Source organism: Pseudomonas asplenii, assembly GCF_900105475.1.
In the GTDB taxonomy this organism is placed as follows: domain Bacteria; phylum Pseudomonadota; class Gammaproteobacteria; order Pseudomonadales; family Pseudomonadaceae; genus Aquipseudomonas; species Aquipseudomonas asplenii.
Genome location: NZ_LT629777.1, coordinates 5,707,181 through 5,733,184, shown reverse-complemented (window position 1 = coordinate 5,733,184; position 26,004 = coordinate 5,707,181). Strand labels below are relative to the sequence as shown.

General features: G+C 60.8%; 20 protein-coding genes and 1 pseudogene. 20 read left to right on the top strand and 1 reads right to left on the bottom strand.

Annotated elements, in window-relative coordinates:
* Nucleotides 1-3: 3 nt before the first annotated feature.
* From BLU37_RS25375 to BLU37_RS25295, 17 genes are all read left to right on the top strand, one after another.
* Nucleotides 4-351: a Rieske (2Fe-2S) protein gene (locus BLU37_RS25375; protein WP_090210046.1), complete on the top strand. Its 348-nt coding sequence runs from the start codon at nucleotides 4-6 to the stop codon at nucleotides 349-351.
* 139 nt (nucleotides 352-490) lie between these two features.
* A complete protein-coding gene (locus BLU37_RS25370) occupies nucleotides 491-1,615 on the top strand; it encodes an FAD-dependent oxidoreductase (protein ID WP_090210044.1) in 1,125 nt (374 codons plus the stop codon).
* 87 nt (nucleotides 1,616-1,702) lie between these two features.
* Complete coding sequence (locus BLU37_RS25365) at nucleotides 1,703-3,373, top strand: DUF1302 domain-containing protein (RefSeq protein ID WP_090210042.1); 1,671 nt, start codon at nucleotides 1,703-1,705, stop codon at nucleotides 3,371-3,373.
* Nucleotides 3,374-3,387: 14 nt separating this feature from the next.
* Nucleotides 3,388-4,755, top strand: coding sequence for a DUF1329 domain-containing protein (locus BLU37_RS25360; RefSeq protein WP_090210040.1), 1,368 nt, complete (start codon nucleotides 3,388-3,390; stop codon nucleotides 4,753-4,755).
* Between the two features lie 53 nt (nucleotides 4,756-4,808).
* The gene (locus tag BLU37_RS25355) at nucleotides 4,809-5,870 is read left to right on the top strand and encodes a WD40/YVTN/BNR-like repeat-containing protein (protein WP_090210038.1); all 1,062 of its coding nucleotides are present in this window, start codon (nucleotides 4,809-4,811) and stop codon (nucleotides 5,868-5,870) included.
* 3 nt (nucleotides 5,871-5,873) lie between these two features.
* Nucleotides 5,874-8,372, top strand: a complete 2,499-nt coding sequence (locus tag BLU37_RS25350; RefSeq protein ID WP_090210036.1) for an efflux RND transporter permease subunit — start codon at nucleotides 5,874-5,876, stop codon at nucleotides 8,370-8,372.
* Nucleotides 8,362-9,567, top strand: a complete 1,206-nt coding sequence (locus BLU37_RS25345) for an MFS transporter (RefSeq protein WP_090210034.1) — start codon at nucleotides 8,362-8,364, stop codon at nucleotides 9,565-9,567. Before BLU37_RS25350 ends, BLU37_RS25345 begins: the two co-directional genes overlap by 11 nt.
* Nucleotides 9,568-9,578: 11 nt before the next feature.
* On the top strand, nucleotides 9,579-10,151 hold the full coding sequence (locus BLU37_RS25340; protein ID WP_090210032.1) for a cupin domain-containing protein: 573 nt from the start codon (nucleotides 9,579-9,581) through the stop codon (nucleotides 10,149-10,151).
* The gene (locus BLU37_RS25335) at nucleotides 10,148-11,140 is read left to right on the top strand and encodes a fumarylacetoacetate hydrolase family protein (protein WP_090210030.1); all 993 of its coding nucleotides are present in this window, start codon (nucleotides 10,148-10,150) and stop codon (nucleotides 11,138-11,140) included. Before BLU37_RS25340 ends, BLU37_RS25335 begins: the two co-directional genes overlap by 4 nt.
* Nucleotides 11,131-12,114 carry an NAD-dependent epimerase/dehydratase family protein gene (locus tag BLU37_RS25330; protein ID WP_090210028.1) on the top strand — a complete coding sequence of 328 codons (984 nt, stop codon included), beginning with the start codon at nucleotides 11,131-11,133 and terminating at the stop codon, nucleotides 12,112-12,114. The genes BLU37_RS25335 and BLU37_RS25330 overlap by 10 nt, the downstream gene beginning before the upstream one ends.
* Nucleotides 12,111-12,893, top strand: a complete 783-nt coding sequence (locus BLU37_RS25325; RefSeq protein WP_029532428.1) for a cyclase family protein — start codon at nucleotides 12,111-12,113, stop codon at nucleotides 12,891-12,893. The genes BLU37_RS25330 and BLU37_RS25325 overlap by 4 nt, the downstream gene beginning before the upstream one ends.
* A 298-nt stretch (nucleotides 12,894-13,191) precedes the next feature.
* Nucleotides 13,192-13,860, top strand: a complete 669-nt coding sequence (locus BLU37_RS25320) for a GntR family transcriptional regulator (RefSeq protein WP_010446622.1) — start codon at nucleotides 13,192-13,194, stop codon at nucleotides 13,858-13,860.
* Between the two features lie 71 nt (nucleotides 13,861-13,931).
* Entirely contained in the window at nucleotides 13,932-14,738 is an 807-nt protein-coding gene (locus BLU37_RS25315; RefSeq protein WP_010446621.1) for an ABC transporter substrate-binding protein, read from the top strand.
* Nucleotides 14,739-14,750: 12 nt separating this feature from the next.
* On the top strand, nucleotides 14,751-15,527 hold the full coding sequence (locus BLU37_RS25310; RefSeq protein WP_010446620.1) for an amino acid ABC transporter permease: 777 nt from the start codon (nucleotides 14,751-14,753) through the stop codon (nucleotides 15,525-15,527).
* A gap of 2 nt (nucleotides 15,528-15,529) precedes the next feature.
* On the top strand, nucleotides 15,530-16,309 hold the full coding sequence (locus BLU37_RS25305; protein ID WP_090210027.1) for an amino acid ABC transporter ATP-binding protein: 780 nt from the start codon (nucleotides 15,530-15,532) through the stop codon (nucleotides 16,307-16,309).
* 58 nt (nucleotides 16,310-16,367) lie between these two features.
* Nucleotides 16,368-17,978 carry a gamma-glutamyltransferase family protein gene (locus BLU37_RS25300; RefSeq protein ID WP_090211008.1) on the top strand — a complete coding sequence of 537 codons (1,611 nt, stop codon included), beginning with the start codon at nucleotides 16,368-16,370 and terminating at the stop codon, nucleotides 17,976-17,978.
* 246 nt (nucleotides 17,979-18,224) lie between these two features.
* Entirely contained in the window at nucleotides 18,225-19,292 is a 1,068-nt protein-coding gene (locus tag BLU37_RS25295) for a PIN domain-containing protein (protein ID WP_090210025.1), read from the top strand.
* A gap of 267 nt (nucleotides 19,293-19,559) precedes the next feature.
* On the opposite strand, the gene BLU37_RS25290 is transcribed toward BLU37_RS25295, so the two are convergent.
* A protein-coding gene (locus tag BLU37_RS25290) for an IS3 family transposase (RefSeq protein ID WP_090207373.1) occupies nucleotides 19,560-21,112 on the bottom strand; the annotation gives its coding sequence in 2 pieces (ribosomal slippage) (nucleotides 19,560-20,650 and nucleotides 20,650-21,112; 1,554 coding nt in all).
* A 100-nt stretch (nucleotides 21,113-21,212) separates the two neighbouring features.
* Here BLU37_RS25290 and BLU37_RS25285 point away from each other — a divergent pair.
* The 3 genes and pseudogenes from BLU37_RS25285 to BLU37_RS25275 all read left to right on the top strand — a co-directional run.
* A complete protein-coding gene (locus tag BLU37_RS25285) occupies nucleotides 21,213-23,657 on the top strand; it encodes a hypothetical protein (RefSeq protein ID WP_090210023.1) in 2,445 nt (814 codons plus the stop codon).
* Between the two features lie 15 nt (nucleotides 23,658-23,672).
* Nucleotides 23,673-24,725: a ComEC/Rec2 family competence protein gene (locus BLU37_RS25280; RefSeq protein ID WP_090210021.1), complete on the top strand. Its 1,053-nt coding sequence runs from the start codon at nucleotides 23,673-23,675 to the stop codon at nucleotides 24,723-24,725.
* 103 nt (nucleotides 24,726-24,828) lie between these two features.
* A pseudogene (locus tag BLU37_RS25275) lies at nucleotides 24,829-25,916 on the top strand (type II toxin-antitoxin system HipA family toxin); the annotation flags it as partial.
* Nucleotides 25,917-26,004 lie beyond the last annotated feature (88 nt).

Here is a 26,004-nt window from a genome sequence, read left to right as displayed (position 1 = left end):
GTCGTGGGCTGCGTGGCGCTGTGTCGGCTCGATGAGCTGGGCGAGGGGCAGGTACGTGGCTTCGATCCGCAGGGCAGGGGAGCGGACAGCCTGTTCGCCCTCCGGCACCAGGGGCGGGTGCGTGTCTACCGCAACCTTTGCCCGCACCTGCTGGTGCCCCTGGAGTACCGCAAGGACCGTTTCCTCAGTGCCGATGGCCAGTGGGTGATCTGTTACGCCCATGGCGCGCGGTTTCGGCCCGAGGACGGTACCTGCGTCCATGGGCCGTGCCTGGGCGAGGTGTTACCGGCGTTGCCACACCGTGAGGTGGACGGCTGGCTGCTAGTGCCGCTGGAACCGTTGGGCAACTGAGCTATCACGCCGCGCGATAGGTCGCATCCCAGGACTCGATTGGTCAAAGCCCGGCGCTGCCGGGAAGCTGTGCCCAGGCACAGGAAACGACCGCCCCGCATGACGGGGCGGACAACAAGAACAAGACGTGAGAAATGCCATGAATACTGTGAACAACGTGCTGATCGTCGGCGGCGGGATTGGTGGGCTGTGCGCCGCCATCGCCCTGCGCCGCCAGGGTATTGCGGTCGACCTGGTGGAATTGAAGACCGAGTGGACCGTCTACGGCGTTGGCATCATTCAGCAGAGCAACGTGGTGCGCGAGATGCACCGCCTGGGCCTGCTCGACGCCTACCTCGACGCGGCCTATGCCTTCGAGGACGTGGCCATCTACACCACCCATGGTCAACAGTTGGCGCGCATTCCCGGGCAGCGCCTGGCTGGCCCGAACTACCCCGCCAACGTCGGTATCTCCCGCCGTGCCCTGCACAAGGTGTTGAGCGAAACCGCCATCGAACTCGGCACCCAGGTGCGCCTGGGCACTTCCGTGGAGAGCTTCGAGCAGGATACCGATGGCGTCGACGTGCTGTTCAGCGACGGCCGCCAAGGTCGCTATGCGCTGATGGTCGGTGCCGATGGGCTGTTCTCGAAGGTTCGCGGGCTGCTGTTCGGTGACAGCTACCAACCGCACTTCACCGGGCAGTCGGTATGGCGATACAACTTCCCGCGAGCTGCCGGCATCGATCACCTGGCCAACTACCAGGGACCGTCGGGTAACGCCGGCCTGGTGCCCCTGGCCGATGACCTGATGTACCTCTTCACCACCTCCCATGAGCCCGGTAACCCCTGGATGGAACCGGCCACCCTTGCCGAAGGCTTACGTGAGCGCCTGGCCGGATTCGGCGGGCTGATCGGTGAGCTGCGCGAGCAGATCCAGGACAGCGCCGAGGTCGTCTACAAGCCGCTGGAAGCCGTGTTTGTCAACGAGCCCTGGTATCGCGGCCGGGTCCTGCTGATTGGCGATGCCGCCCATGCCACCACGCCGCATCTGGGGCAGGGCGCCGGCATGGCCATCGAAGACGCCGTGGTGCTGGCCGAGGAGCTCATGGCCGGTGGCAGCCTCGAGGAGCAGTTGCAGCGTTTCATGGGGCGTCGCTTCGAGCGCTGCAAGTTCATCAGCGACATGTCCCTGCTGGCGGGCGAGAAGGAGGTTCAGCGTGACCCGTCCTTCGACCGCATCGGCCTGGTCAAACAGATGCTGGAGGTCACCGCACGGCCGATCTGATTCACCGTACCCGACGCACCCTGCCTTGCGGGTGCGCCGGACTTTACGCCAACACCGACGTACAAGAACAAGAAAGAGGAAACCACGATGTTGACTCGCAAAGGTGCAACCGTGCGGCCGCTGCCGCCGCTCAAACCCCTCACCCTGGCGCTGTTTGCGCTGGCTGCCAGCCAAGCCCAGGCCTTCGAAATCGACACCGGCAACCCGGATCTGCGGATACGCTGGGACAACACCCTCAAGTACAGCGCTGCCTGGCGGACCGAGGGCGCCAGCAGCAAGCTCACCCAAGGACAGACCGCCCTGAACCTGGACGACGGTGATCGCAACTTCAATAAGGGCTTGATCTCCAATCGCCTGGACCTGCTGTCCGAGATGGACATCACCTACGGCAATGTCGGTGCGCGGGTCAGCGGTGCAGCCTGGTATGACGACGTCTACAACCAGGGCACCGATAACAACGATTCCAGCCGTGGCAACAGCTACACGGTGGGTTCCGACAAATTCACCGATGACACCCGCACCTTGCACGGACGCAAGGGCGAGCTGCTCGATGCCTTCATCTTCGGCAAGACCGAGATCGGTGAAATGCCGGTGTCCGGGCGGCTGGGCCAATACGCCATGCAGTGGGGCGAGAGCCTGTTCTATGGCATGAACGGCATCGCCGGCGGCATGGCGCCGGTGGACGTGGTCAAGGGGCTGTCGGTACCCAACACCCAGTTCAAGGAGTTGATCCGGCCAGTGAAACAGATGTCCGGTCAACTGCAACTGACGCCGGATGTGTCCCTGGGTGCCTATTACCAGTTCGAATGGGAGGCCAACCGCCTGCCGGCGGCCGGCAGCTATTTCTCCAACGACGACTTCTTCGGTGACGGCAGCGAGCGCCTGTTTGTCGGTACGCCCGTCATGCCCGGCGGCCAGCCGCTGGCCTTCTACCATGGCAAGGACAAGGACGCCAAGGACTCGGGGCAGGGCGGCGTACAACTGCGCTGGCGCACCGAGACCGTGGACTGGGGCCTCTATGCCATTCGTTTCCACGACAAGTCACCGCAGCTCAACGTTCGTACCGACTTTGCCAACCTTAATCCGGTCACCGGCAAGGCCGGCGAGTACTACTGGGTCTACCCGCAAGGCATCGAGGCTCTGGGCGCCAGCTTCTCTACCACCGTGAGCAACTTCAACATCGCGGGTGAGCTGTCCACTCGCTGGAACCAACCGCTGGCTTCTACCAACCAGCGCACATTGCTCGTGGGGGAGGCGATCAACAACAGCGACGATCCGTTGTACGCCACTGGCCGCACGCTGCACGTCAACTTCTCCTGGCTGGCAAGCCTGGAGCCGAACTTCATCTCGCCTGAGTCGAGCTTCATGGGTGAGATTGCCTGGAACCGGGTGATGAGCATCAGCCGGAACGCTGATGCCGTTGACCCCAACGCCGACCGCGACGCCACCAGCCTGCGCCTGGTCTTCGAGCCGATGTACCGGCAGATCCTGCCTGGCCTCGACCTGTCGGTGCCGGTGGGCGCCAGCTACACCAACGGCGCATCCATGGCACTGGGTACAGGCTTTGGCACCAACCACGGGGGCGACATGAACATCGGTCTGAAGGGCAACTACCTCAATACCTGGAGCCTGGGCCTGACCTACACGCATTACTACGGCCCGGAGAACACCTTCCTCGACGCCAATAGCAATTACACCTTCGAACAGTCGCTCAAAGACCGCGACTTCATCGCCTTCACCGTCAGCCGTACCTTCTGACCGAGGATTACCTGATGAAACACAACAAGAAAATCGTTTGTCTGTTCACTGCCCTGAGTGCTTCCCTGCTGTTTGCCCACGGCGCCGTTGCCGCGGTCTCTGCCGAGGAAGCGGGCAAGCTGAAAACCACCCTGACACCACTGGGCGGCGAGCGTGCCGGCAATGCCGACGGCAGCATTCCGGCCTGGACCGGCGGCTACACCAAGGTCGACCCGGCCTACAAGGACGGTGGCAAGCGGGACGATCCGTTCGCCAGTGACAAGTCGCAACTGACCATCACCGCACAGAACATGGCGCAATACGCCGACAAGCTGACTCCGGGCATCCAGGCGATGCTGAAGAAGTACCCGGACAGCTACCGGCTGGAGGTTTATCCGACCCACCGCAGTGCCGCCGCACCGCAAGCGGTGTATGACGCCACCTTCGCCAATGCCACCCGTGGCAAGTTGGTGGAGGGGCCGGCAGGTCCCATGCCTGAAGGCGCTTCCGGGGGTATTCCGTTTCCGATTCCGGCCAACGGCGTGGAAGCCATGTGGAACCACCTGCTGCGCTGGCGCGGTGTGTCGTGGCATGCCAGTTTCAACCAGTACCTGACCACCGCCGATGGCAAGCATGTGCTGACCAACGATTCGCGCTCCGACTTGCAGATGCCCTGGTACCTGCCTGGTGGCAGCGGTGAGAAAGGCGTGTACTGGTCCCTGCGCATGACCAACGATGGCCCGCCGCTGCGTGCCGGTGAGGCGATCACCGGCCTGGAAAACCTTAACGCCGACAAGGCCTCGGTGTGGACCTACCTGCCAGGCCAGCGTCGTGTCCGCCGCCTGCCCAATGCCTGCTGTGACACCCCCACGCCTGCCACCGCCGGGGTCATGAGTTTCGATGAGTTGTACGTGTTCAACGGCCGCCTCGATCGCTTCGACTGGAAACTGGTGGGCAAGAAGGAGATGTACATCCCCTACAACGCCAACAAGGTTTTCACTGCGGCCAACGCCGAAGCGCTGCTCGACCCGCATCACATGAACCCCGCAGACATTCGCTGGGAACTGCACCGCGTCTGGGTGGTGGAAGCGACCCTGAAGAGCGGCCAGCGGCACGTCATGCCCAGGAGCACCTACTATCTCGACGAGGACACCTGGGCCGCCGTGCTGGGCGAGCGTTACGACGCGCGCAACCAGTTGGCCAAGGTGGTCTGGACCTCGCCGGTGGTGCTGCCTGACCTACCCGGTGTCGTGACCCTCACCAACGGTTTCTACGACCTGCTCTCCGGTGCCTGGTTCGCGGGAGACCTGTTCGCTGGCAAGAGCGAGCAGTACCGCATCGTGCCGCCCTACAAGGACTCGGTGTTCACCGCCGACGCCATGGCGGGCGAGGGTGTGCGCTGAGGGCGCGCATCCTGCGGCGGCTGTACCGACTATAAGAAAAAAGGTTGCGTGCGATGAAGAAAATTCTCTACGGCTGGCTGCTGGCGGTCTGTTGCGGGCTGCCCCCGGCTTTTGCCGGGAACAGCGTGAATGTCCAGACGCAGCCCGCGCTGCAAGGTCCCCAGGCGTTGCGCGCGGTACTGCTGGATGTGGCTCGTGCCGGTCAGCGTCTGGTCTCGGTGGGTGAGCGTGGTGTGGTACTGCTCTCCGATGACAATGGCGTGACCTGGCACCAGGCCATGGCCGTGCCGGTGAGTGTCACCTTGACCGCTGTGCAGTTCGTCGATGAGCACAACGGCTGGGCGGTCGGCCATGCGGGGGTGGTGCTGCACAGCGAAGATGGTGGCGAGCATTGGACCTTGCAACTGGAGGGTCAACGCGCCGCCGCGTTGGAGCAGCAGGCGGCCGAGGCTTCTGGCGACGCCAGTCGCGTCACCGCCGCGCAACGGCTGGTGGCCGACGGCGCCGACAAACCGCTGCTGGCGCTGAGCTTCGCCGATGCACAACACGGCCTGGTCGTGGGCGCCTATGGACTGGCCCTGGAAACCGCTGACGGCGGGCGCACCTGGCAGTCCGGCATGGGACGTCTGCCGAATCCGCGCGGGCTTCATCTCTATGCCCTGGCACGTCAGGGCGCCGACCTGTACGTCGCCGGCGAGCAGGGTCTGCTGCTGCGTTCGCGTGATGGCGGCGCTCACTTCGACGCGCTTGAAGGGCCTTACGACGGCAGCTACTTCGCGGCCACCGTGTTGCCCAATGGCCGGCTGCTGGTCGGCGGGCTGCGCGGTTCGCTGTTCGCCTCCGATGATGGCGGTGCCAGCTTCCAGGCGCTGGCCAATCCGATTCCCGCTTCGCTCAACGGCATTCGCGTCGCTGGCGACCAACTGCTGCTCGCCAATCAGGCAGGCGTGCTCTTGCGTAGTGGTCTCGATCACTTCGCCGCGCAGCCCTTGCCGGTTTCCGAAGGGCTACCGCTGACCGCCGCCATCACCGCTGCCGACGGAGCGATTGTCGCCGTCGGCCTGGCCGGTGCCCGCCGCGTGGCGCCTTCTTCCCACTCCACCACGGCGGACTGAGCCATGCACGCCACGAACTCACCTGTGCCGTCCAGCGGCCGTCTCGATGACTTTGACAGCACTTCCGGTTCGCTGCTGGAACGTGCTTTGTTCAACCACCGCGTGCTGGTCCTGCTGCTGTGCCTGGCTGCGACCTTGCTGCTGGGCTGGCAAGCTTCCCGCCTGACGCTCAATGCCAGCTTCGAGAAGATGATCCCGCGCGATCATCCCTTCATTCACAACTACCTGGAGCATCGCCAGGAACTGGCCGGGTTGGGCAACGCCGTACGTATTGCGGTGGCCAACCCGAACGGTAGCATCTACGACAAGGACTACCTGCACAGCCTGCAGCAGCTCAACGACGCCGTGTACCTGCTGCCGGGCGTTGACCGCGCGGCGATGAAGTCGCTGTGGACCCCTTCCACCCGCTGGACCGGCGTCACCGAGGAAGGCCTGGAAGGCGGCCCGGTGATCCCGGATGGCTACGACGGCGGTGCCGCGAGCCTGGAGGCGCTCAAGCGCAACGTGGAGCGCTCCAACGAGATCGGCCAGTTGGTTGCCTTCGACCAGCGTTCGAGCATTCTCTACGTACCGCTGCTGGAGCACACACCGGACGGCAAGGCCCTGGACTACACGGCCTTTGCCCACGAGCTGGAAACCCTGCGAAGCCGTTTCCAGGGGCAGGGGGTGCAAATCCATATCACCGGCTTTGCCAAGGTGGTGGGCGACCTCATTGACGGGCTGAAACAGATTCTGCTGTTCTTCGCTGCCGCGATCGCGATCACCGCTGCCGTGCTCTATTGGTACACCCGCTGTGTGCGCAGCACCGCGTTGGTGGTGAGCTGTTCGCTGGTGGCGGTGATTTGGGAGCTGGGCCTGCTGCCGCTGCTGGGTTACGAGCTGGATCCCTACTCGGTGCTGGTACCGTTTCTGGTGTTCGCCATCGGCATGAGCCATGGTGCCCAGAAGATGAACGGCATCATGCAGGACATCGGCCGTGGCATGCATCGGCTGGTGGCGGCGCGCTTCACTTTCCGCCGACTGTTCCTGGCCGGGCTCACGGCACTGTTGTGCGATGCCGTGGGTTTTGCCGTGCTGATGATCATCCGGATCCAGGTGATCCAGGACCTGGCCGTCATCGCCAGCCTGGGCGTGGCGGTGTTGATCTTCACCAACCTGATCCTGCTGCCGGTGCTGCTGTCCTACGTGGGCGTCAGCGCCCGGGCCGCACGTCGCAGCCTGCGTGCCGAAGAGGCCGAGGCGAGCGGGGCGGGCAAGCACGCGCTGTGGCGCTTTCTCGACCTGTTCACCCGTCGGCGTTGGGCGGCGGCGTGTATCGCCCTGGCCGCTCTGATGGCGGCTGGCGGATACGCCGTGAGCCTGCACCTGAAGGTGGGGGACCTCGACGCCGGTGCCCCTGAGCTGCGTGCCGATTCGCGCTATAACCGCGACAATGCCTTCGTCACCGAGCATTACGGCGCCAGCAGCGACGTCTTCGCGGTGATGGTGCGCACGGCCCCCGGCGGCTGCTCGGCCTACGAGACCTTGAAGCGTGTGGACGACCTGGACTGGCAGTTGCGTGGCCTGCCAGGAGTGGACTCGACCAACTCGCTGGCGCTGCTCAATCGCCGGGTGCTGGTCGGCCTCTCCGAAGGCAGTCCGAAGTGGTATGAGCTGGTGAACAACCAGGCCACCTTGAACATGGTCACCGCCAATGCCCCGCGCGGCCTCTACAACGACGACTGCAGCCTGCTGACGCTCTACGCCTACCTCACCGACCACAAGGCTGACACCCTCGCGCGGGTAGTGGACAACGTCCAGGCCTTTGCCCAGGCCAACAACAATGAACAGGCAACCTTCCTGATGGCGGCTGGCAGCGCGGGCATCGAGGCGGCCACCAACCAGGTGGTGAAGCAGGCCAACCGCGACATGCTCTGGTGGGTCTATGGCGCGGTGATCCTGCTCTGCCTGGTGACTTTCCGTTCCTGGCGCGCAGTGCTCTGCGCGGTCTTGCCGCTGGTGCTCACCTCGATTCTCTGCGAAGCGCTGATGGTCGCGCTGGGCATGGGCGTGAAGGTCGCCACCCTGCCGGTGATTGCCTTGGGCGTTGGCATCGGGGTGGATTATGCGCTCTACGTGATGAGCATCGTGTTGGCCCAGTTGCGCCAGGGCGCGAGCCTCTCCGAAGCCTATTACCGCGCGCTGCTGTTCACCGGCAAGGTGGTGATGCTCACCGGCGTCACCCTGGCCATTGGTGTTGGCACCTGGATGTTCTCGCCGATCAAGTTTCAGGCCGACATGGGCGTGCTGCTGGCCTTCATGTTCATCTGGAACATGGTGGGGGCATTGATCCTGTTGCCGGCGCTGGCCTACTTCCTCCTGCCTCGTCAGCCGGCCCGCGCGCAGGCGGACCCGGTGTTGCCGGTTCATGAACAGTGTACCCAGCCGCGCGAGCAGCGCATTGACCAGGTCCGTCACGGCGCAAGCCGCCGTACGCTTGAGGAGGTGAGTCATGGCCGTTGAACGTACTGCCGGTCACGTACAAGCGCTGTTATTGCTGTTCGGCAGTTGCTTACCGGTGCTGGGCGCGGTCCTTATCGCTCCGTTGTTGCCGCGCATGCACGCGCATTTCGCCGAGACGCCCGGCGCCGCCGTGCTGGTTCCGGTGGCACTGACGCTGCCGGCCCTGGTGATCGCCTTGCTGGCGCCACTGGCCGGCGTGCTGGCCGACCGGGTCGGCCGCCGGCCCCTGCTGCTGGCCAGCATGCTGCTCTACAGCTTCTGTGGGGTGTTGCCGCTGTGGTTGGATTCACTGGGCCTGATCGTGGCCAGCCGCGCCGGTATCGGCCTGGCCGAAGCCGGCATCATGACCTGCTGCACCACCCTGATGGGTGACTACTTCGACGGGCAGCGCCGTGAGCGGCTGTTTGCCTTGCAGATGGTGATGACCTCCCTGTCGGCGGCTGTGTTCATGGGGCTAGGGGGCGCACTGGGAGAGAGTGGCTGGCGCACGCCGTTCATGCTCTACGCCGTGGGCCTGCTGTGCCTGCCGCTGATGGCCGGGGTGCTCTGGGAACCTCGGGCCAGGCGTGTCGGATCCGCACCGATGAGCGTTACGCACTTTCCGTGGGCGGCCCTGGCGCCGCTGTACCTGCTGACGGTGCTGGCCGGTATCAGCCTGTTCATCGTCCCGGTACAGGCAGGCTACTTGTTGCAACTGCTGCACGTCGATGCACCGCAGCAAGTTGGCCTGACCATGGGCGCCAATCAACTGGGCGTGTTGGCCGGTGCCCTGGCATTTCGTCGGCTCACCCAGCAGCCATCAGGCCGGTTGCTGGCCCTGGGATTTGTGACCGCAGGACTGGGCGGCGGCCTGATGGCGCTGTCGACGAGTCATGCGCCGGTGATGCTGGCCGTGCTGATCAACGGTCTGGGTGTCGGTCTGTTACTGCCGACGCTGATCACTCGGGTGATGCAGCAGGTCGGTTTCGATCAGCGTGGCCGTGCCACCGGAGGCTTCACGGCCTCGATCTTCGCCGGTGAGTTCATCAGCCCGCTGCTGGTGCTGGCGTTCACCGGCGGTGTGACGTCGCAACTGCCGCACGCGCTGCTGTTGATCGCGCTCGGCCAAGTAGTCCTGGCACCGGTGTGCCTGCTGTTGATCAGCAGACAGAATCTTATTGTCGACGGTGGCACGGCCATCGGCGGCGGCAATTGAAAGGAGACAGCATGCAATCGCTTCCTGCATTCAAACGTGTGGTCACGGGCCATGATGCCCAGGGGCAGGCGGTCGTCGCCAGTTGCGGCCCGACGCCGAACAACTTCCCGCTCAAGGCGGTCCCCGGCACCCTGTTCTACGAGGTGTGGAACAGCGTCGGCAGTCCGGCCTTGCTCGATAATGGCGACGACCCGACGTCGCAACCGCTGCAACTGAGTCCCGGACCGCTCGGGAGTGTCATGCGCGTGGTGGATATTCCGCCGGACAGCGTACAGAACCAGATCAGCGCCGAGGCGGCAGCGGCTGCCTTCGCCGAAATTGGTGAAGCTCACGCCGGCACTGGCAAGACCGATTCGAAACACAAGTTGATGCACCGTACCCAGACCCTGGACTACGGCATCGTCACCGAAGGTGAGGTCTGGTTGGTGCTGGACGGCAACGAGGTCCAGCTCAAACGTGGTGACATCGTGGTGCAGCGGGGCACCAACCATGCCTGGAGCAACCGTAGCGAGCAGATGGCGCGCATGGTCTTCATCCTGCTCGACGGCCGTTATGCCGAGGACCTGAAGGAGCTGCTGCCATGAAGCTGGCCACATTCAACGACGGCAGCCGCGATGGCCGCCTGCTGGTGGTTTCCCGGGACCTGGGGCAGGCGGTCGATGCCAGTGGCATCGTCGCTACGTTGCAGGCTGCGCTGGAAAACTGGCCGCAGGTTGAAGCCGATCTGCAGCACCTGTATCAGCGCCTCAACGCCGGTGAGGTAGCGCAGGCCTTTGAACTCGATCCGCTGCAACTCGCCGCACCCCTGCCGCGCGCCAGCCAGTGGCTCGATGGCTCGTGCTTTCTCAGCCATGGCGAGTTGATGCAGAAGGCTTTCAACCTGGAACCGATCGAAGGCGTCGAACACACGCCGCTGATCTACCAGGGCGCCAGCGACGATTTTCTCGGACCGCGTGTGGACATTCCCTTGCCCAGTGAAGCCCACGGCATCGATTTCGAAGGCGAGTTTGCCGTGCTGCTTGATGAGGTGCCCATGGGCTGTCCGTCTGAGCATGCCTTGCAGCATATACGCCTGGTGCTGCAACTGAACGATGTCAGCCTGCGTGCCTTGGCTCCGCGGGAAATGAAGACCGGTTTCGGCTTTCTCCAGGCCAAGCCCGCCAGCAGCTTTGCGCCGGTCGCCGTGACGCCGGATGAACTTGGTGACGCCTGGCGTGACGGCCGTGTGCACCTGCCGCTGAACGTGGAGTGGAACGGCGAGTGGTTCGGCCATCCCCATGGTGGTGCCATGCACTTCGGTTTTCACGAGTTGATTGCCCACGCCGCGCTGACACGGCGCTTGAGCGCCGGCACGCTGATCGGTTCCGGTACCGTTTCCAACGCAGATCGAGCGGTGGGCTCGGCCTGCATCGCCGAACGGCGTGCCATCGAAACCATTAACCACGGCGCACCGCGCACCGCTTTCATGCGCTTTGGCGACCGCGTACGGATGGAAGCGCTCGGCAACGCGGGCGAGGTGCTGTTCGGCGCCATCGACCAGCGTGTGGTACAGGGAGGTTGGTCATGCGTGTGATGGTCACAGGAGCCAACGGTTTTGTTGGTCGCCAGTTGGTGAATCGACTGTTGGAGACGGGGCAGTTGCGCGGTCGATGTATCGAGGCGTTGCTGCTGCTGGACCAGCGACTCGACGGTTTGCCAGACGATGAACGCCTGCGCCGCCATTACGGCAGTGTCACCGAGCCGGCCTTGTTGCGCCGGGTGCTGGCCGATGGTGTCGACGTGGTCTTCCATCTGGTCAGCGTGCCGGGTGGCGCTGCCGAAGCGCAGTACGAGCTGGGTTATCAGGTGAATCTGCAGGCCAGCCTGGAACTGTTGAACCAGTTGCGCAACCCGCTCTGCCCGCCAGTGCTCGTCTACGCCAGCAGTGTGGCGGTGTACGGCGGCGAACTGCCTGTGCGCATGGATGAAGACCATCCGACTTCGCCTCAACTGTCCTATGCCGCACACAAGCGCATGGTGGAAATTGCCTTGCAGGACCTGGCTCGGCGCGGCGAAGTGGACGGCCGTGCGTTGCGTCTGCCCGGCATCGTCGCCCGTGCGCGTGAGCCGAACGGTTTGCGCTCGGCGTTCATGAGCGACCTGCTGCACGCCTATGCGGCAGGGGAGGCCTATACCTGTCCGGTTTCGCCCGAGGCGTGCGCTTGGTGGATGTCAGCCCGTTGTTGCGTAGACAACCTGTTGCACGCCGCTGAATTGGAGAAACCCGGCAGCCAGCGTATCTGGCAACTGCCGGTGCTGCAGCTGTCCATCGCCCAGGTGTTGACCGCACTGGCGGCCAGTTTTGGCGATGCCAACCGGGAGCGCATCGATTTCGCGCCTGATCCACAACTTGAAGCGCTGTTCGGTCGTTATCCGCCGCTGCGTACTCCCCTGGCCCGCGAGCTGGGCTTCGGCCACGACGGCTCGGTGGCCAACCTGCTGTGCAACGCCCTCGATCTGCCCGCGCGCCGGCGTCGCGCAACCCACCGTAAAGGAATCTGCGCATGAGCTTGCACAAGCGTCGTCTGTTGGACCTGTCTGTGACTCTGGACAACAACCCCTATACCGATCCGCCGCCGCTGCTGCCGAAGATCGACTACATGGACCACCAGCAGGGCTGGCCGGAAATGGCCGCGATGTTTCCCGGGCTGCGCAAGGAAGACCTGCCAGGTGATGAATCCTGGGCGGCGGAGCGCCTGCAGATCACCACCCACAGCGGTACGCACATGGATGCCCCCTGGCATTACGCGTCGACTACCGACGGCGGCAAACCGGCCTTCGGTATTGATGAACTGCCGTTGGAGTGGTGCCTGCAACCGGGGGTGAAACTGGACTTTCGCCACTTGCCGGATGGCCACGTGGTCACGGCAGAGCAGGTCGAAAGTGAGCTTGCTCGCATCGGCCATGCGTTGCAGCCGTTGGACATCGTGCTGGTGAACACCCGCGCGGGCAGTCTATTCGGTCAGCCGGGTTACCTGGACGCTGGCGTGGGCATGGGCCGCGAAGCCACGCTGTACCTCTTGGAGCGAGGGGTGAGGGTGGTCGGTACGGATGCCTGGAGTTGGGATGCACCGTTCAAGTACACCCGCGAGCGTTTCAGCGCCACGGGTGATGCCTCGATCATCTGGGAAGGGCACAAGGCCGGCCGCGACATCGGTTATGGGCAGATGGAGAAACTGGCCAACCTGGATCAGCTTCCGGCGTCCGGGTTCCTGGTCAGTTGCTTTCCCTACAAGATCCGTCATGCGTCTGCCGGTTTTGTCCGGGCCGTGGCGATCTTCGAATAGGTCGCGGCTAGCCGAAAAGGCGCATCGAACGGGCCGCGCAGAGCAGGTATCTGCACGGCCTGGCTCCCGAACCGGCCTCGTCACAAATGGTTACTCAGCTCCCAGCCTGCACGCTTCTGGTTCGCTCCGTGAGCCATTCGGTAGCACTCCCTAGCGCCTACTCTCAAAACCCATGCTCCGTTTCCTGGCCCCTTTCCCTTGCACATCAAACCCTTGAATGCACTCCAGCCAAGCTGGCACGCATCCTGCTATTTTGCATTTATGGATAATTGGATACAAAAATACAAAAGGTGCCTGCATGCAATTTGCCCCCGCTTATGCTGACCGCCATCCGCAGACCGCCGAAGAGGAGGCCTACAACTTCCTGCTGCAAGCCATCTGTGGCGGTCGCTATCGTCAGGGTGACCGCCTGATCGCCGAGGACATCGCCACGGAAATCGGCATGAGCCGCATGCCGGTGCGCGAGGCTTTTCGTCGCCTTGATGCCCAGGGCCTGGTGACCCTGCGCCCCAACCGCGGCGCAGTGGTCAGCGGCCTGGATATCGCCGAGCTGCATGAAGTGTTCGAGATGCGTAGCGCCCTCGAGGGGCTGGCGGTGCGGGTCGCCGTCGGCCAGATCGGTGAGCGCCAACTGGCGGCGCTGGAGCGCATGCTCGACGAGATGGACGACTACCGTGATGACAGTGCGCAGTGGGTCCGTCGCCATCGCGCCTTCCACGAACACTTGTGCAGCTTCAGCGGTCGACCGCGCCTGATGAAGCAGATTTTTGCCCTGTATTCGCTGATCGAGGCGCCCATGCGCCTCTGGCTGCAGCACGGCGACAAACCCCTCAGTGCCCGCGAGGAGCACGCGGTGATCCTTGATGCCATCCGTGCCGGTGATGCGGCCAAGGCCGAAGCGGTGGTGCGTGAGCACATCGAAGGCACCGTCCCCGCGCTGATCCAGTTCCTGCAATCGGAAAAATAGAGGCGGGTCCGAACCTGCCCATGTATTGACTTTGAATCCTGCCGTTTCCCAACGAAGTGGAGTGTCTGGTCATGCCTTTACGCCGCGCCTTGCTGCTGGCTGTTTCCCTTGGAGTGTTCACGCAATGGGCCGTCGCTGCGCCCCAGGTGCCGGATCGCCTGAAGACGGTCGATAAACTCACCTACTGTTCGGGGATGGATTCACCGCCCCTGGTCTCCTTCGATGCCGCGCAGAAGCCTCGCGGGCTGACTGTCGACCTCGGTCTGGAGATCGCCAAGCGCCTGGGTAACAAGCAGGTGCAATGGCGGGTGATTCCGTTCTCCGGCCTGGTGCCGGCCTTGCTCGCCGGGCAGTGCGACATGATCGTCGACCAGCTGTTCGACAAGCCCGAACGGCGCCAGGTGATCGACATCGTCAACTACATGTACTCCAGCCAGGCGGTGGTGGTACCCAAGGGCAATCCCAAGGGGCTGAAGACCCTGGACAGCCTGTCCGGGCACAAGATTGCGGTGCTCAACGGCTCCACCATCAAGACCCTGCTCGACGCCCAGAACGACAGCCTGACCAAAGCCGGCAAGGCGCCGATGAAAGTGGTGGTCTACAACACCGACACCGACGCCTTCCAGGCTCTGCGCATCAACCAGGTGGACGCTTACGGCACCACGGTCGAGACCGCCGGCTACTACGCGGCCATGGCCCCGGACCTGTTCGAGGAGGGCGTGCCGGCCTTCAGTCGCATTCTCACCGGCCTGGGCATACGCAAGGACGACGCGCAACTGAGCGCTGCGGTGCAGCAGATCATCAGCGACATGCGCAGTGACGGCAGCTACGCCCAATTGCTCAGCACCTGGCACGTCAGCAGCGACACCCTCGACTGAGGAACATGATTGATGAACTTCAATTGGGATGTGTTCTGGCAGTACCTGTTGCAGCCCAGTGGGGTGTACCTCACGGGGCTGTGGCTGACCTGCCTGATCGCCGTGTTGGCCATGGCCCTGGGCTGTGTGCTGGGCCTGGCGGCGGCGCTGATGCGGTTGTCCAGCAACCCGCTGCTGCAATGGCCGGTGCGCTTTTACGTGTGGCTGATGCGCGGCACCCCACTGCTGGTGCAGATCGTCTTTCTGTATACCGCCCTGGCCGCGGGCGGGATCTTCCGTTTCGAGGATATCGAGCTGTTCGGCCTGGTGGTGCCTGGGAATATCCAGGCCGCGATCATCGCCCTCGGCCTGAATGAAGGGGCCTACATGGCCGAGATCATCCGCGCCGGCATTGGCGCGGTGGACAAGGGCCAGTACGAGGCTGGGCGTTCCCTGGGCATGACCTTCGGCAAGCTGATGCGTCGCATCATCCTGCCCCAGGCCTTCCGGGTGATCGTTCCGCCGATCGGCAACGAATTCAACGTGATGCTCAAGAACACCACCCTGGTCAGTGTGATCGGCGTTCAGGAGCTGCTGCTGAGCACGCAGATGGTCACCTCGGCGACCTTCCGGGTGTTTGAGCTGTACCTGGTGGTGGCCATCTACTTCCTGCTGCTGACGACCTTGTGGGGCTTCTTCCAGCGCTGGCTGGAAAGCCGCTCCGGCCGTTCCGATCCGCCGAACTCGTCGCCACCGGCCGCCAGCCGCCTGTTCGGTCGCAGTACCCTGAAACTGCTGAGAGGACGCTGAGCATGGTGCACAAAAGCGAAGAGCTGGTCATCGAGGCGTTGGACATTCACAAGTCCTACGGCAGCTTGCCGATTCTCAAGGGCGTGTCCCTGCAAGTGCGGCGCGGCGAAGTGGTGGTGCTGATCGGCGCCTCGGGCTCGGGCAAAACCACCTTTATCCGCTGTATCAATCTGCTGGAAGACATCCAGGGCGGGCGCATCCGCGTCAATGGCCAAGCCATGGGTTACCGCGAGCGCCCTGACGGCAGCCTGGTGCGCGACTCCGAGCGCAATATCGCCCGCCAGCGCCGGAACATCGGCATGGTCTTCCAGCGCTTCAATCTGTTTCCCCACATGACGGCGCTGGAAAACATCATCGAGGCGCCGATCCAGGTGCTCGGTGTGCCCAAGACCGAGGCCCTGGAGCAGGCCCGGCAATTGCTGGCCCGGGTTGGCCTGGCGGACAAGGGCGAGCATTACCCGTCGATGCTCTCCGGCGGCCAGCAACAGCGGGTGGCCATCGCCCGGGCCCTGGCGATGAAACCCCAGGCCATGCTCTTCGACGAACCCACCAGCGCCCTTGACCCGGAAATTGTCGGTGAGGTGCTGCAAGTCATGAAGGAGCTGGCCGAGGAGGGCATGACCATGGTTGTGGTCACCCATGAAATGGGCTTTGCCCGGGAAGTGGCCGACCGCGTGGTGGTGCTCGATCAGGGCGAGCTTATCGAGCAGGGCCCGCCGGAACAGATCTTCAACCACCCGACCCACGCACGTACCCGGGCCTTTCTCAGTCGCGTGCTCTGAGCCTGTTGGCGGTGCTCTGGCGCAGCCCATGAATTTCAAAATCGAAGAGTCTTTTGCCATGTTGAATCTCTCTGCCCACGAATACCCCTATCCGTCGCAGCGCCAGAGCGTCTTTGCCCGGCGCGGCATGGTCGCCGCCTCCCAGCCGCTGGCGGCCCAGGCCGGTATCGAAATTCTGCAAAAGGGCGGCAATGCCATCGATGCCGCCATCGCCACTGCCGCCGCGCTGACCGTGGTCGAGCCGACGGGCAATGGCATCGGCGGCGATGCCTTCGCTCTGGTCTGGACCCAGGGCCAGTTGCATGGCCTCAATGGCAACGGCCAGGCCCCTGCGGCGCTGAGTGTCGAAGCGGTCAAGGCAGCCGGCCACACCGAGATGCCGCTCTATGGCTGGACCCCGGTCACTGTCCCGGGCTGTCCTTCGGCCTGGGCGGAGCTATCGCGGCGCTTCGGCAAGTTGCCGTTTGCCGAGCTGCTGCAACCGGCGATCAGCCTGGCCCGCGACGGCTTTCCGGTGTCGCCGGTGGTCGCCCATCAATGGCAGGTCGCGCTCAAGGAATTCACCCCGCACCGCGACAGCGTGCTGCAAGCCTGGTTCGACACCTTCCTTATCGATGGTCGCGCGCCCAGGGCCGGAGAGCTGTTCCGTAATCCGGCCCAGGCCGACACCCTTGAAGAGCTGGCCGCCACCCGCTGCGAGAGCTTCTACCGGGGCCCGCTGGCCCAGCGCATCGATGCCCATTCCCGCGCGACCGGCGGCTACCTGCGCGCCAGTGACCTGGAGGGCTATCGCGCGCACTGGGTCGACCCGATCCATATCAACTATCGGGGGGTCGACGTCTGGGAAATCCCGCCCAGCGGCCAGGGTCTTGTGGCCCTGATGGCGCTGAAGATCCTCGAAGGCTTCGACTTCGATCACCGCGACAGCCAGCAAACCTGGCACCGGCAACTGGAGGCGATGAAACTCGCCTACAGCGACGGGCTGCACTACATCACCGATCCTCAGCATATGAAGGTGGCGGTGCAGGACCTGCTCAGTGATGACTACGCCCGGCGTCGGCGCGAGCAGATAGGCGAAAAGGCTCAATCGCCCAGACCCGGTGATCCGCAGGCCAGCGGCACGGTGTACCTGGCGACGGCGGATGCCGAGGGCAACATGGTGTCGTTCATCCAGAGCAACTACCACGGGTTCGGTTCGGGGGTGGTGCTGCCCGACAGCGGGATTGCCCTGCAGAACCGTGGACAGGAGTTCAGCCTCGACCCTGAGCACGCCAACTGTCTCGCGCCGGGTAAAAAGACCTTTCACACCATCATTCCCGGGTTCCTCACCCGGGGTGGACAAGCGCTTGGGCCGTTTGGGGTGATGGGCGGCTACATGCAGCCGCAAGGGCATGTGCAGATGGTGATGAACCTGGTGGATTTCGGGCTCAATCCGCAGGCGGCCCTGGATGCGCCACGCTGGCAGTGGCTGGGCGGGAACAGGATCGGAATAGAGCAGGGCGCTTCGCGTGACCTGATCAACGCTCTGGCGCGCCGGGGGCATGAGGTGGTGGTGGCCAGTGACCTGACGGATTACGGGCGCGGGCAGATCATCTTGCGCGATCCGGTGAGCGGGGTGCTGTGGGGTGGCACGGAGCCGAGGGCGGATTCGGTGGTGGGGGTTTGGTGAGGGGCTGACCGCTGATCACGCGGTGACCTGGGGGCCGGCGGCGCCTGTGTTGATCATCAGAAAAACTTATTGCCTACCATATTCGCTTCGTTACCATGACGTTGCGGTGGCATCATTTTGCCATGTTCTGTATAAGGCCAACTAATCAAGGCAGGAAGGTGATCGCTTGGTTTGTAGCGATGCCCCCAGGATATTGGTGGGCAGGGTTTATTTTTGTTGTTTGGTACGAAGTTTTCGGGAGTGGCAATGGAATTGCTTTCTAGGGTTGTTTTTTTAGATACAAGTGTCTATCAGGGGAAGAATTTTCAATTTCAAACGCATATATTGAAGTCCCTCAAAGATCTGGTTCATTCTGGTGAGTTGAGGTTGTTGATTTCCGATATAACAAAATCAGAGATAAAGTTGCATATCAGCCAGAAGGCGAAGTCCGCTGCCTCTGTGGTCAAGAAGCTTAAGAAAGAGGCGATGATTCTACGAAATCTTTCGCACCTCCCTATTGGCGGAATTTTTGAAGATATAAGCTCCGCACAGATCGAAGGTCAGTTGTTTTCTGATTTTGAGAATTTTCTTGAAAGTGAGAATGTCGAGTCAGTTGCTATTGATGTTGTTCTGCCGAGCAAGGTTTTTAATAGTTATTTTTCGATGTTGCCGCCATTTGCCCCTGGCGAGAAAAGCAAGGAGTTCTCTGATGCTTTTGTTTTAGAGGCTCTTGATCATTGGGCAAATGCTAATGGAACGATCGTTCATGTGGTTTCTACAGACGGTGATATGCAAAGGTTTGTAGAGACTAGGCCTATGCTTAGCTATTCTGAGTCAATTAACGAGTTTGTGGAGGCGGTGAACTATAGCGTTTCGTTAGAGCCATCTACATTCGCCCAAGTCGCGCTGGAGCGTCTGATGGCGAAAATATTGGATCGCGCAAGGACGGAAACCGAGAGGCTAGAGCCCCTGGTTGGCGATTTTTTTGAGTTTTGTGATAAAGAAGAATTTTCGATAAGTGAGATATCTGTCAAGGAATTCAGCCTGGTTGGTGTTGATGAAGGCTTGGTTGAGTATCTTTTCGAGTTTCTAGTCGATGTGAAGGTTCTTCAATTATATGATGAATATGACAATGAGCTGACTGCTGATGATGACCTGTTTTTCGAGCCTAAGCCCAAGCGAAGAACTGCATCTTATCAAGGGGAGGTGATGGCGTCCGTAGAAATAGATATCTCCGAACGTATTGTTTCTAAAACATTCATTTCTAAGTATGTGGACTTTGGTGGTGTCCTGATCCTGGAGAATGCCAAGGATGTTGTGGTGACCGATGTATAAATTTTTTAACGTTGCTCATTCAGGATGAAACCTCAGGTGTTAGGGATTTGATGATGTTGATGGATCAAAGAGACCTTGATTGGCTGGGCAATGGTGAGGCTCACCTTGCGCCAGCGGCACGAGCTGCACTCGGCATCCTGTTGGAAATCGACGACTGGGCTTGGTGGCGTGATCCATCCAAAGCCCTGTCCTCACTTCGAAAGGCTGTACCGCCCCATAGCCCGGTCAAGCGGCGTTTTTCAAGGTAGTTGTCGCGTCACCGTCTAACTATGCTGCTCTTTTCTCGACTGGCTGCTCCCGATCAGGGTTCAACAGCACCGTACCCATCGGCTCCCAGTTTCGCGTCTGTCCAGACCAGCGTTCTGGGCTTCTCTCCCGGGCTTGCTCGTACAGCTCATGACGCCGAGCCAGGATCTGATGATCCTGACCACGGTGCCGTTCGGCCGGGGTCACAAAGCGGATTCGGCTGTGCCGGTGCTCGTGGTTATACCAACGCATAAAGTCCCTGACCCAGGCGCGTGCGGCGTCCAGGCTGGCAAAGCCATCTGCCGGCCATTGCGGGTAGTATTTCAACGTCCGAAACAGTGATTCCGAGTACGGGTTGTCATTGCTCACTCGCGGTCGGCCACGTGACGGCGTGATGCCCAGCTCATGCATTTTGCTCAACAGCGTCAGCGATTTCATCGGTGCTCCATTGTCCGAGTGCAGCACCAGTGGCTCGTGCAAACACTGCTCGCCGATCACGCTACGTTGCAGTAGCGCAGCCGCCTTCTCACCGCTTTCTTCTTCGTAAACCTCCCAGCCCACGGCCTTGCGGCTGTAAATATCCTCGATCAGGTACAGGTAGTAATACTTTCCGCGCACCGGAGACGGCAGGTAGGTGATGTCCCACGACCACACCTGGTTCGGCCCTTTGGCGGCATACGTCGTCGGTGCCACGTGCCGCCTGGGGCGCTGGCTACGACCACGATGCTGCTGTTGGCCTGCCGCACGCAGCACCCGGTAAAACGTCGACTCCGACGCCAGATAGAGCTGCTGATCAGCCAACCTCGGTACGATCTGGCTCGGCGGCAAATGGCCGTAGCCCGGGCTGTTACACACGTTTAGGATCGCTTGTCGTTCGACCTCGCTCAGCGCATTGCGCGGCCTGGATCGTACCGTGGTCGTTCGGGCGTCTGCCTGAACCGCATCAGTTTCAGTCCAGCGCTGCACGGTTCTGAGCGAGAGACCGACTTCCTGGCAGGCCTTGATTTTCCGGGCGCCGGCCATCCGGGCTTCACTCAACCAGGTCACCAGTAATTGCCGTTCCGGCAAGGCGGTCAGTTGTCCTCGTTGTCGATCCCCCAGTAGTCGTTGAGCTTTTTTCGCAGCACCAGCAACGCGGCGGTTTCAGCCAGCGCCTTGTCTTTGCGGCGCAGCTCGCGCTCCAGTTCCTGGATGCGTTTCTTGTCCTTGCGGGCTTGCTCGCGATCGTCTTTTTGCTGGGCTTTGTCTGCCTTCTGGCCGTTGATGCAGGCTTGCCGCCAAGCCTTGATTTGCTCGGGGTACAGGCCTTTGCGACGGCAGTATTCAGCCAGTTCAATTTCGGACAAGCCGGCGGTTTCAAGGACGACGGCAAACTGGGCTTCGGCTGTCCAGTTCTGGGCCGATGGGATGTTCTCGGACACTGCGTTTCCTTCAGAGCGGGCCTTTCTGCGCCAGTTGGCCAATGACATGTCGCTGACCCCTTCGCGCCGAGCAACCTCGGCCATCGACAGGCTCAGTGGGGGAAGCAGCATTTTGAGCAATGCGGCTTTGCGTTCCGGTGAATAGTACGGCACGAACAGTCTCTTTCCGCCCCCGATCTGCGTTTTCAGGAAAATTCGGAGAGGCGACAACTATCCTGACACCGGGGGCAAGTGGGGTGGGGATTCCAGCTTGATGGACGCCGATCAATGGATTGACCCTCAACGGGGCATTATACTCGGCGAGGCTTTCCACCGGTTGCTTAGGGAGCGTTCACTCAAGATCAAGATCGTGAGATCGGTCTGGGCATGGCCAGAGGGGCGCAAGGCGATCGGCCTAGCCCTTTCCGAAATGTCGAATCTGGTTGGGGCCGGGTATGTTTTTCCCGAGTGGGAACATAATGTCAAGCCGCGATTTCCCATTGTTTCGAAGCCTAAAAGGGGAGTGGCTGTTGTGACGGCGGCCCCGGATTTGCTGACTTATGGGTTTCTAAGCGATGTGCGGGAGCGACTCGAGTGGGGGGGCAATTCCGATGTCGTTGAGATCGTAGTCGCTGACTCCATTGAATCGATTCGTAGGATAAGAGCCGCACGGCTGGTGGTTCTTTACGGAAAAGGTACTGAGGCTATTTCGGCTCACATCAGTCATTTACGAGAAGAGCTGTTAGCTCAATGCGTGGTATACGTTGACGTAGATGACATCCGCATCGTGGATTGGCTTCAATCAACCATCTCGGCACTGATCGAGCAGAAGGTGCACTTTGCTGATGCGATCAAGCTTGTGCAGGAAGAATCCGGATGGCGTACGTTGGTTCTCTCATCCACTCAATCTTTTCTGTTCGCTCGGCACTCGTTGTTTGATGGGCCGACCACGGTAGAACGTCGAATATCCTCTGTAGACTATCCCTCCCGTATTGAGCAAAGTCTTCCGTCTCGAATTGGCGACGTATCGCCGTCAGATTTCTCTTCGCACAGCTCCGGCCGCGCCGGTGCTCATCGCAGATCTGCGCCTCCATCTACTCAAGAACTCAGCCGGGATCCCATCAAACCGCGCGGCCGCGTGCGTCCTGGTCCGCCCGTTGAGAGGATTCTGAATGCGCGGGCTCGACGGGGTCGGCATGAGCTCCAGATTTGGCCCATTGAGGGTAGCGTGGATATCGACATTGATATTCGTGTGAAAAGCCCATTGCGAGACGGACAGCGGGATGATCGTCCGTTGTTTCCGGACGACCGGGTCGAGTGGGCCGAAAATAGCAAGTTATTGCAGGTTCACCTGCTGGAGTTCGGATGTGATCCGGAAAGTCGGGTGTTGGAACTGTCCAGAACGGGAAACTCGACGACGGCCACATTCACCCGTTACGGCGGGATGGGCTCCGTCGACCTGCGTTTCCTCATCAGCGACGGTGCCCAGATTCTTCAAACCGCCCGACTCCAGTCCGCTCCAGGTGAATCGATCCACTTTTTCATCGAGAACATCGTCACGCCGGTGGATCGCACGAAAGCGTCCTTTGACGTCGCATTGCTGGTAAATGACAGCTTAGGGAAACAGCCGAGCGTCACCATCATCAGTGATACCGGTGACGCGATCTTTTATCCTCTTTCCGAGACTGACACCGCCACGGCACGCGAGCACCTTCTTCAGGTTCTGGAGGAAGCTATTTCCAATCCTCATGCAGCATTGGCACCGTTGATGCTCAAGTTGGCGAATAAGGGGGCATTGCTCCAATCTAACCTACGATCGCTGGTCCACAACTGGCCAAGCAGTGAAGGTCGCATTCAACTGGTGACGCAAAGTGATGCTTTCTTCCCCATTGAATATCTCTACGACGGACAGATGCCTGATTCACCCGATGCACAACTGTGCACGGAATGTGTTGGATGCCTGAACAAGGGGAAAGCCATCTCCAATTGCAATATTCGTGAAGCTGGTGAGCAGCTCTGTCCAATGGGGTTTCTGGGGGTTTCGGGTGTTATTGAACGACATTTATGGAAGTCCGGACAGGAGGTACGTCCGTGGTCCACCTTTGGTGAGCCTACGCCAAAACGGTATCGAATCGATGACTTGTCATCAATTGCATTTGCTGCCAGTGATAAGGCCGACAGATTCCGCGATTCCGAGGTCGAACCTCATGAGGTTGTACGAATCGCGAATATCGAGAGCTCACTCGGCGTGAAAAGGGTTCCTGATTGGTCCAGTTGGAAAGCCAATCTGACGCAGGGTTCGCCATCACTTCTGTTGTGGTTGCTTCACCTGGATAACGATGTTGCATTCGTAGGTGCAAATTCTGGTTTGAATTTGAGCGCTATTGGAAAACCTCACGTCAGGGAGGCGCCGGTGGTCATCGCCATCGGTTGTTCTTCAGGGCTTAGAGATATGCCTGGCGGCAGCTTGCCTGTTGTTCTTCAGCGAAGTGGCGTTCGGATCGTTGTGGCGGCGATGACCAAAATACTGGGGCGCCATGCCAATCGAGTGGCACGTGATCTGGCGCTGTTTCTGAGAGAAGCTGCAAGCAAGCCAAACTCATCTACCGTCGGGGAAATCATCAGCGCGATGCGGCGCCGATTGTTGGCTGATGGCCTCGCCCTGGGATTGGCGATAGTTGCGTTTGGTGACGCGGATATCGTTCTCGGTAAAGAATGAACTCAAGGAGGAACTATGTTTCGTGTCAGAGCCATTCAAGTTGAAAACGGCGATTCATTACTGATTAGCTATGGTAAACAGGAGCGGCCTTTTCATCTACTTGTCGATGGCGGTCCATCCAAATCACGGTCGACTATCGTGTCGGTTCTGGAATCCGTGCGTGGCAAAGACGATAAGCTCCGGCTTGAAGCGTTGGTCGTAACCCATTATGACCTTGATCACATCCAGGGTGTGATCGAGTTGCTTGAAGATACTCCTCCATGGCTGGATATCTGTGAGGTGTGGTTCAACGGCTACCACCATTTGATGCCTTCAGACATGCTGGGCTCGGCTGAGGCCGATGTCTTGTCCGCGCTGATCCGCACTCGTGGGCTTTCATGGAACGCAAGTTTTCGGGAGCTCAAAGACGACTTGAAGGGTGGTGCTGTTATCCATCAATCGTCCAACTCGGTCTCTTTGCGAGGCGGGCTGAACATCAAGGTGCTTTCTCCGGACCTGAGTGGCTTGGCGGCTTTGGCGAAGAGTTGGCCCAATCCTGTACTGCCTCCGCCAGAGCCGGAGGCTGCTCCGGATGATTTGTTAGGCCGTGGTGATGAATGGCCACCAAAAAAATTCTTTTCCAATGGAGGGGCCTCTTTTGTACCCGATACATCGGTACCCAACAGAAGCAGCATTGCTTTGCTTTTGACATTCGGCGAAAAACGCGCAGTTCTCGCTGCGGATGCCTTCTGTGATGTTGTCAGGAGGGGGCTTGAAATGCACTTGCCGGATAACGAACCCGTTCATCTGCTGAAAGTTTCGCACCATGGCAGTAAAGGCAATACGAGCGCAGATCTGCTGGAAATGCTCGGATGTAAAAATTTTTTGATCAGCACAAGCGGGAAGATGCATAAACACCCGGATCATGCTTTGATTGAGCGGTTGATCGCTTCCTATAATTCCCCCGAGATTTTCTTCAACTATTTGGAGGGTTGGCCGGGGAAATGGCAAGACATACCGCCCAACTGGCCTCCGTTCAAGGTGAATTATCCAAAGGGAAACAAAAAATTTGTGGATGTTCTGCTCTAGGTTTTGGGCTTCTTCTCGAATCTGCCGATCGCCATTCCTGGCAAGAGAGCTTGAGGTTCAGGGACAATTGGGTAATGGTCAATGAAACTTTTAAAAGGACCCCCAACTGCGCCAGGATTTCCCTGTCCACCAGTTGGGCCTCCCAAGGCCCGTCTATGATTCATTGCCGGACGGTTGGGCATGTTGTTGATGGATCGGATGTTCAGGCGCCGCAACCTCAACACGGCGCGCATAGGGCCTCTGGAGCGGCTGGCCTATATTGGCAACAATGCCATGGGCGCCATGTCTTTCGAGCCCGTGGTGCCGGAGGGACTGACGCCGCAAGTGCATATCTCCCTCGACCTGCTCGCTGCCGAGGTGCAGGAGGTACTTAGGGGCAAAGGGGGGGAGTTCCTGCAGAGGCTACTGCTGGTAGGGGGCTCGCCTCAGGGGGCCAGGCCAAAGGTGCTGGTTTATCGCGATCCCCAGAGCGACGCCTTTACCACCGCGGTCACTCCGGGTTTCGAAGCCTGGCTTGTCAAGTTTCCGGCCAAAGGGGAGCATCCTGAAGTGTGTGCTATCGAAATGGTCTATGCCGAGTGTCTTCGCCAATGTGGCATCCAGACTCCGGACACACGCCATTTCACTCTGCCCGACGGGCAGGCGGCCTTTGCCAGCAAACGCTTTGACCGTCAGCGCGGCCAGCGTGTGCCGATGCAAAGCCTCGCTGCCTTTACCGGCGCCGATTACCAGTCACCGGGGAGTCTGGATTACGTCAATTTCCTGCGGACGACGCAGATGTGCACCAACGATGTACGGGAGAAAGCGCTTGCATTTGAGCGTGCCGTCTTTAATGTCGTGTTCAATAATCGGGATGATCATCCGAAGAACTTTGCCTATCTCATGTCGCCAACTGGACATTGGGAGCTCGCACCGGCCTCCGACGTAACGTTCTCTGAGGGGGCGGGCGGGTATCACCAGATGGACGTGATGGGCGAAGCCCTGGCGATCGATCGCGAGGCCATGCTCAAGCTGGCAGAGGAGGCTGAGGTTTCAAGGGAGACGGCGTGCCTGATCATTGACAGCATTTCTCAGGTGGCCCGTCAGTTTGCATCCATCGCCGGGCGCCAGTACCCGCAAGCGATCACACAGGACACCCTGCGGCTCATTCAAGGACGTATCGACGACAATATTGGTCTGTTGCGGGGATAGGGCGTCTATTTTCTGTCTGTTAGTCGCAGTGCCATGTGTTTCGACCAATCGCTTCAAAGGAAATTTTCCAATCCATTTCCGGCATTGC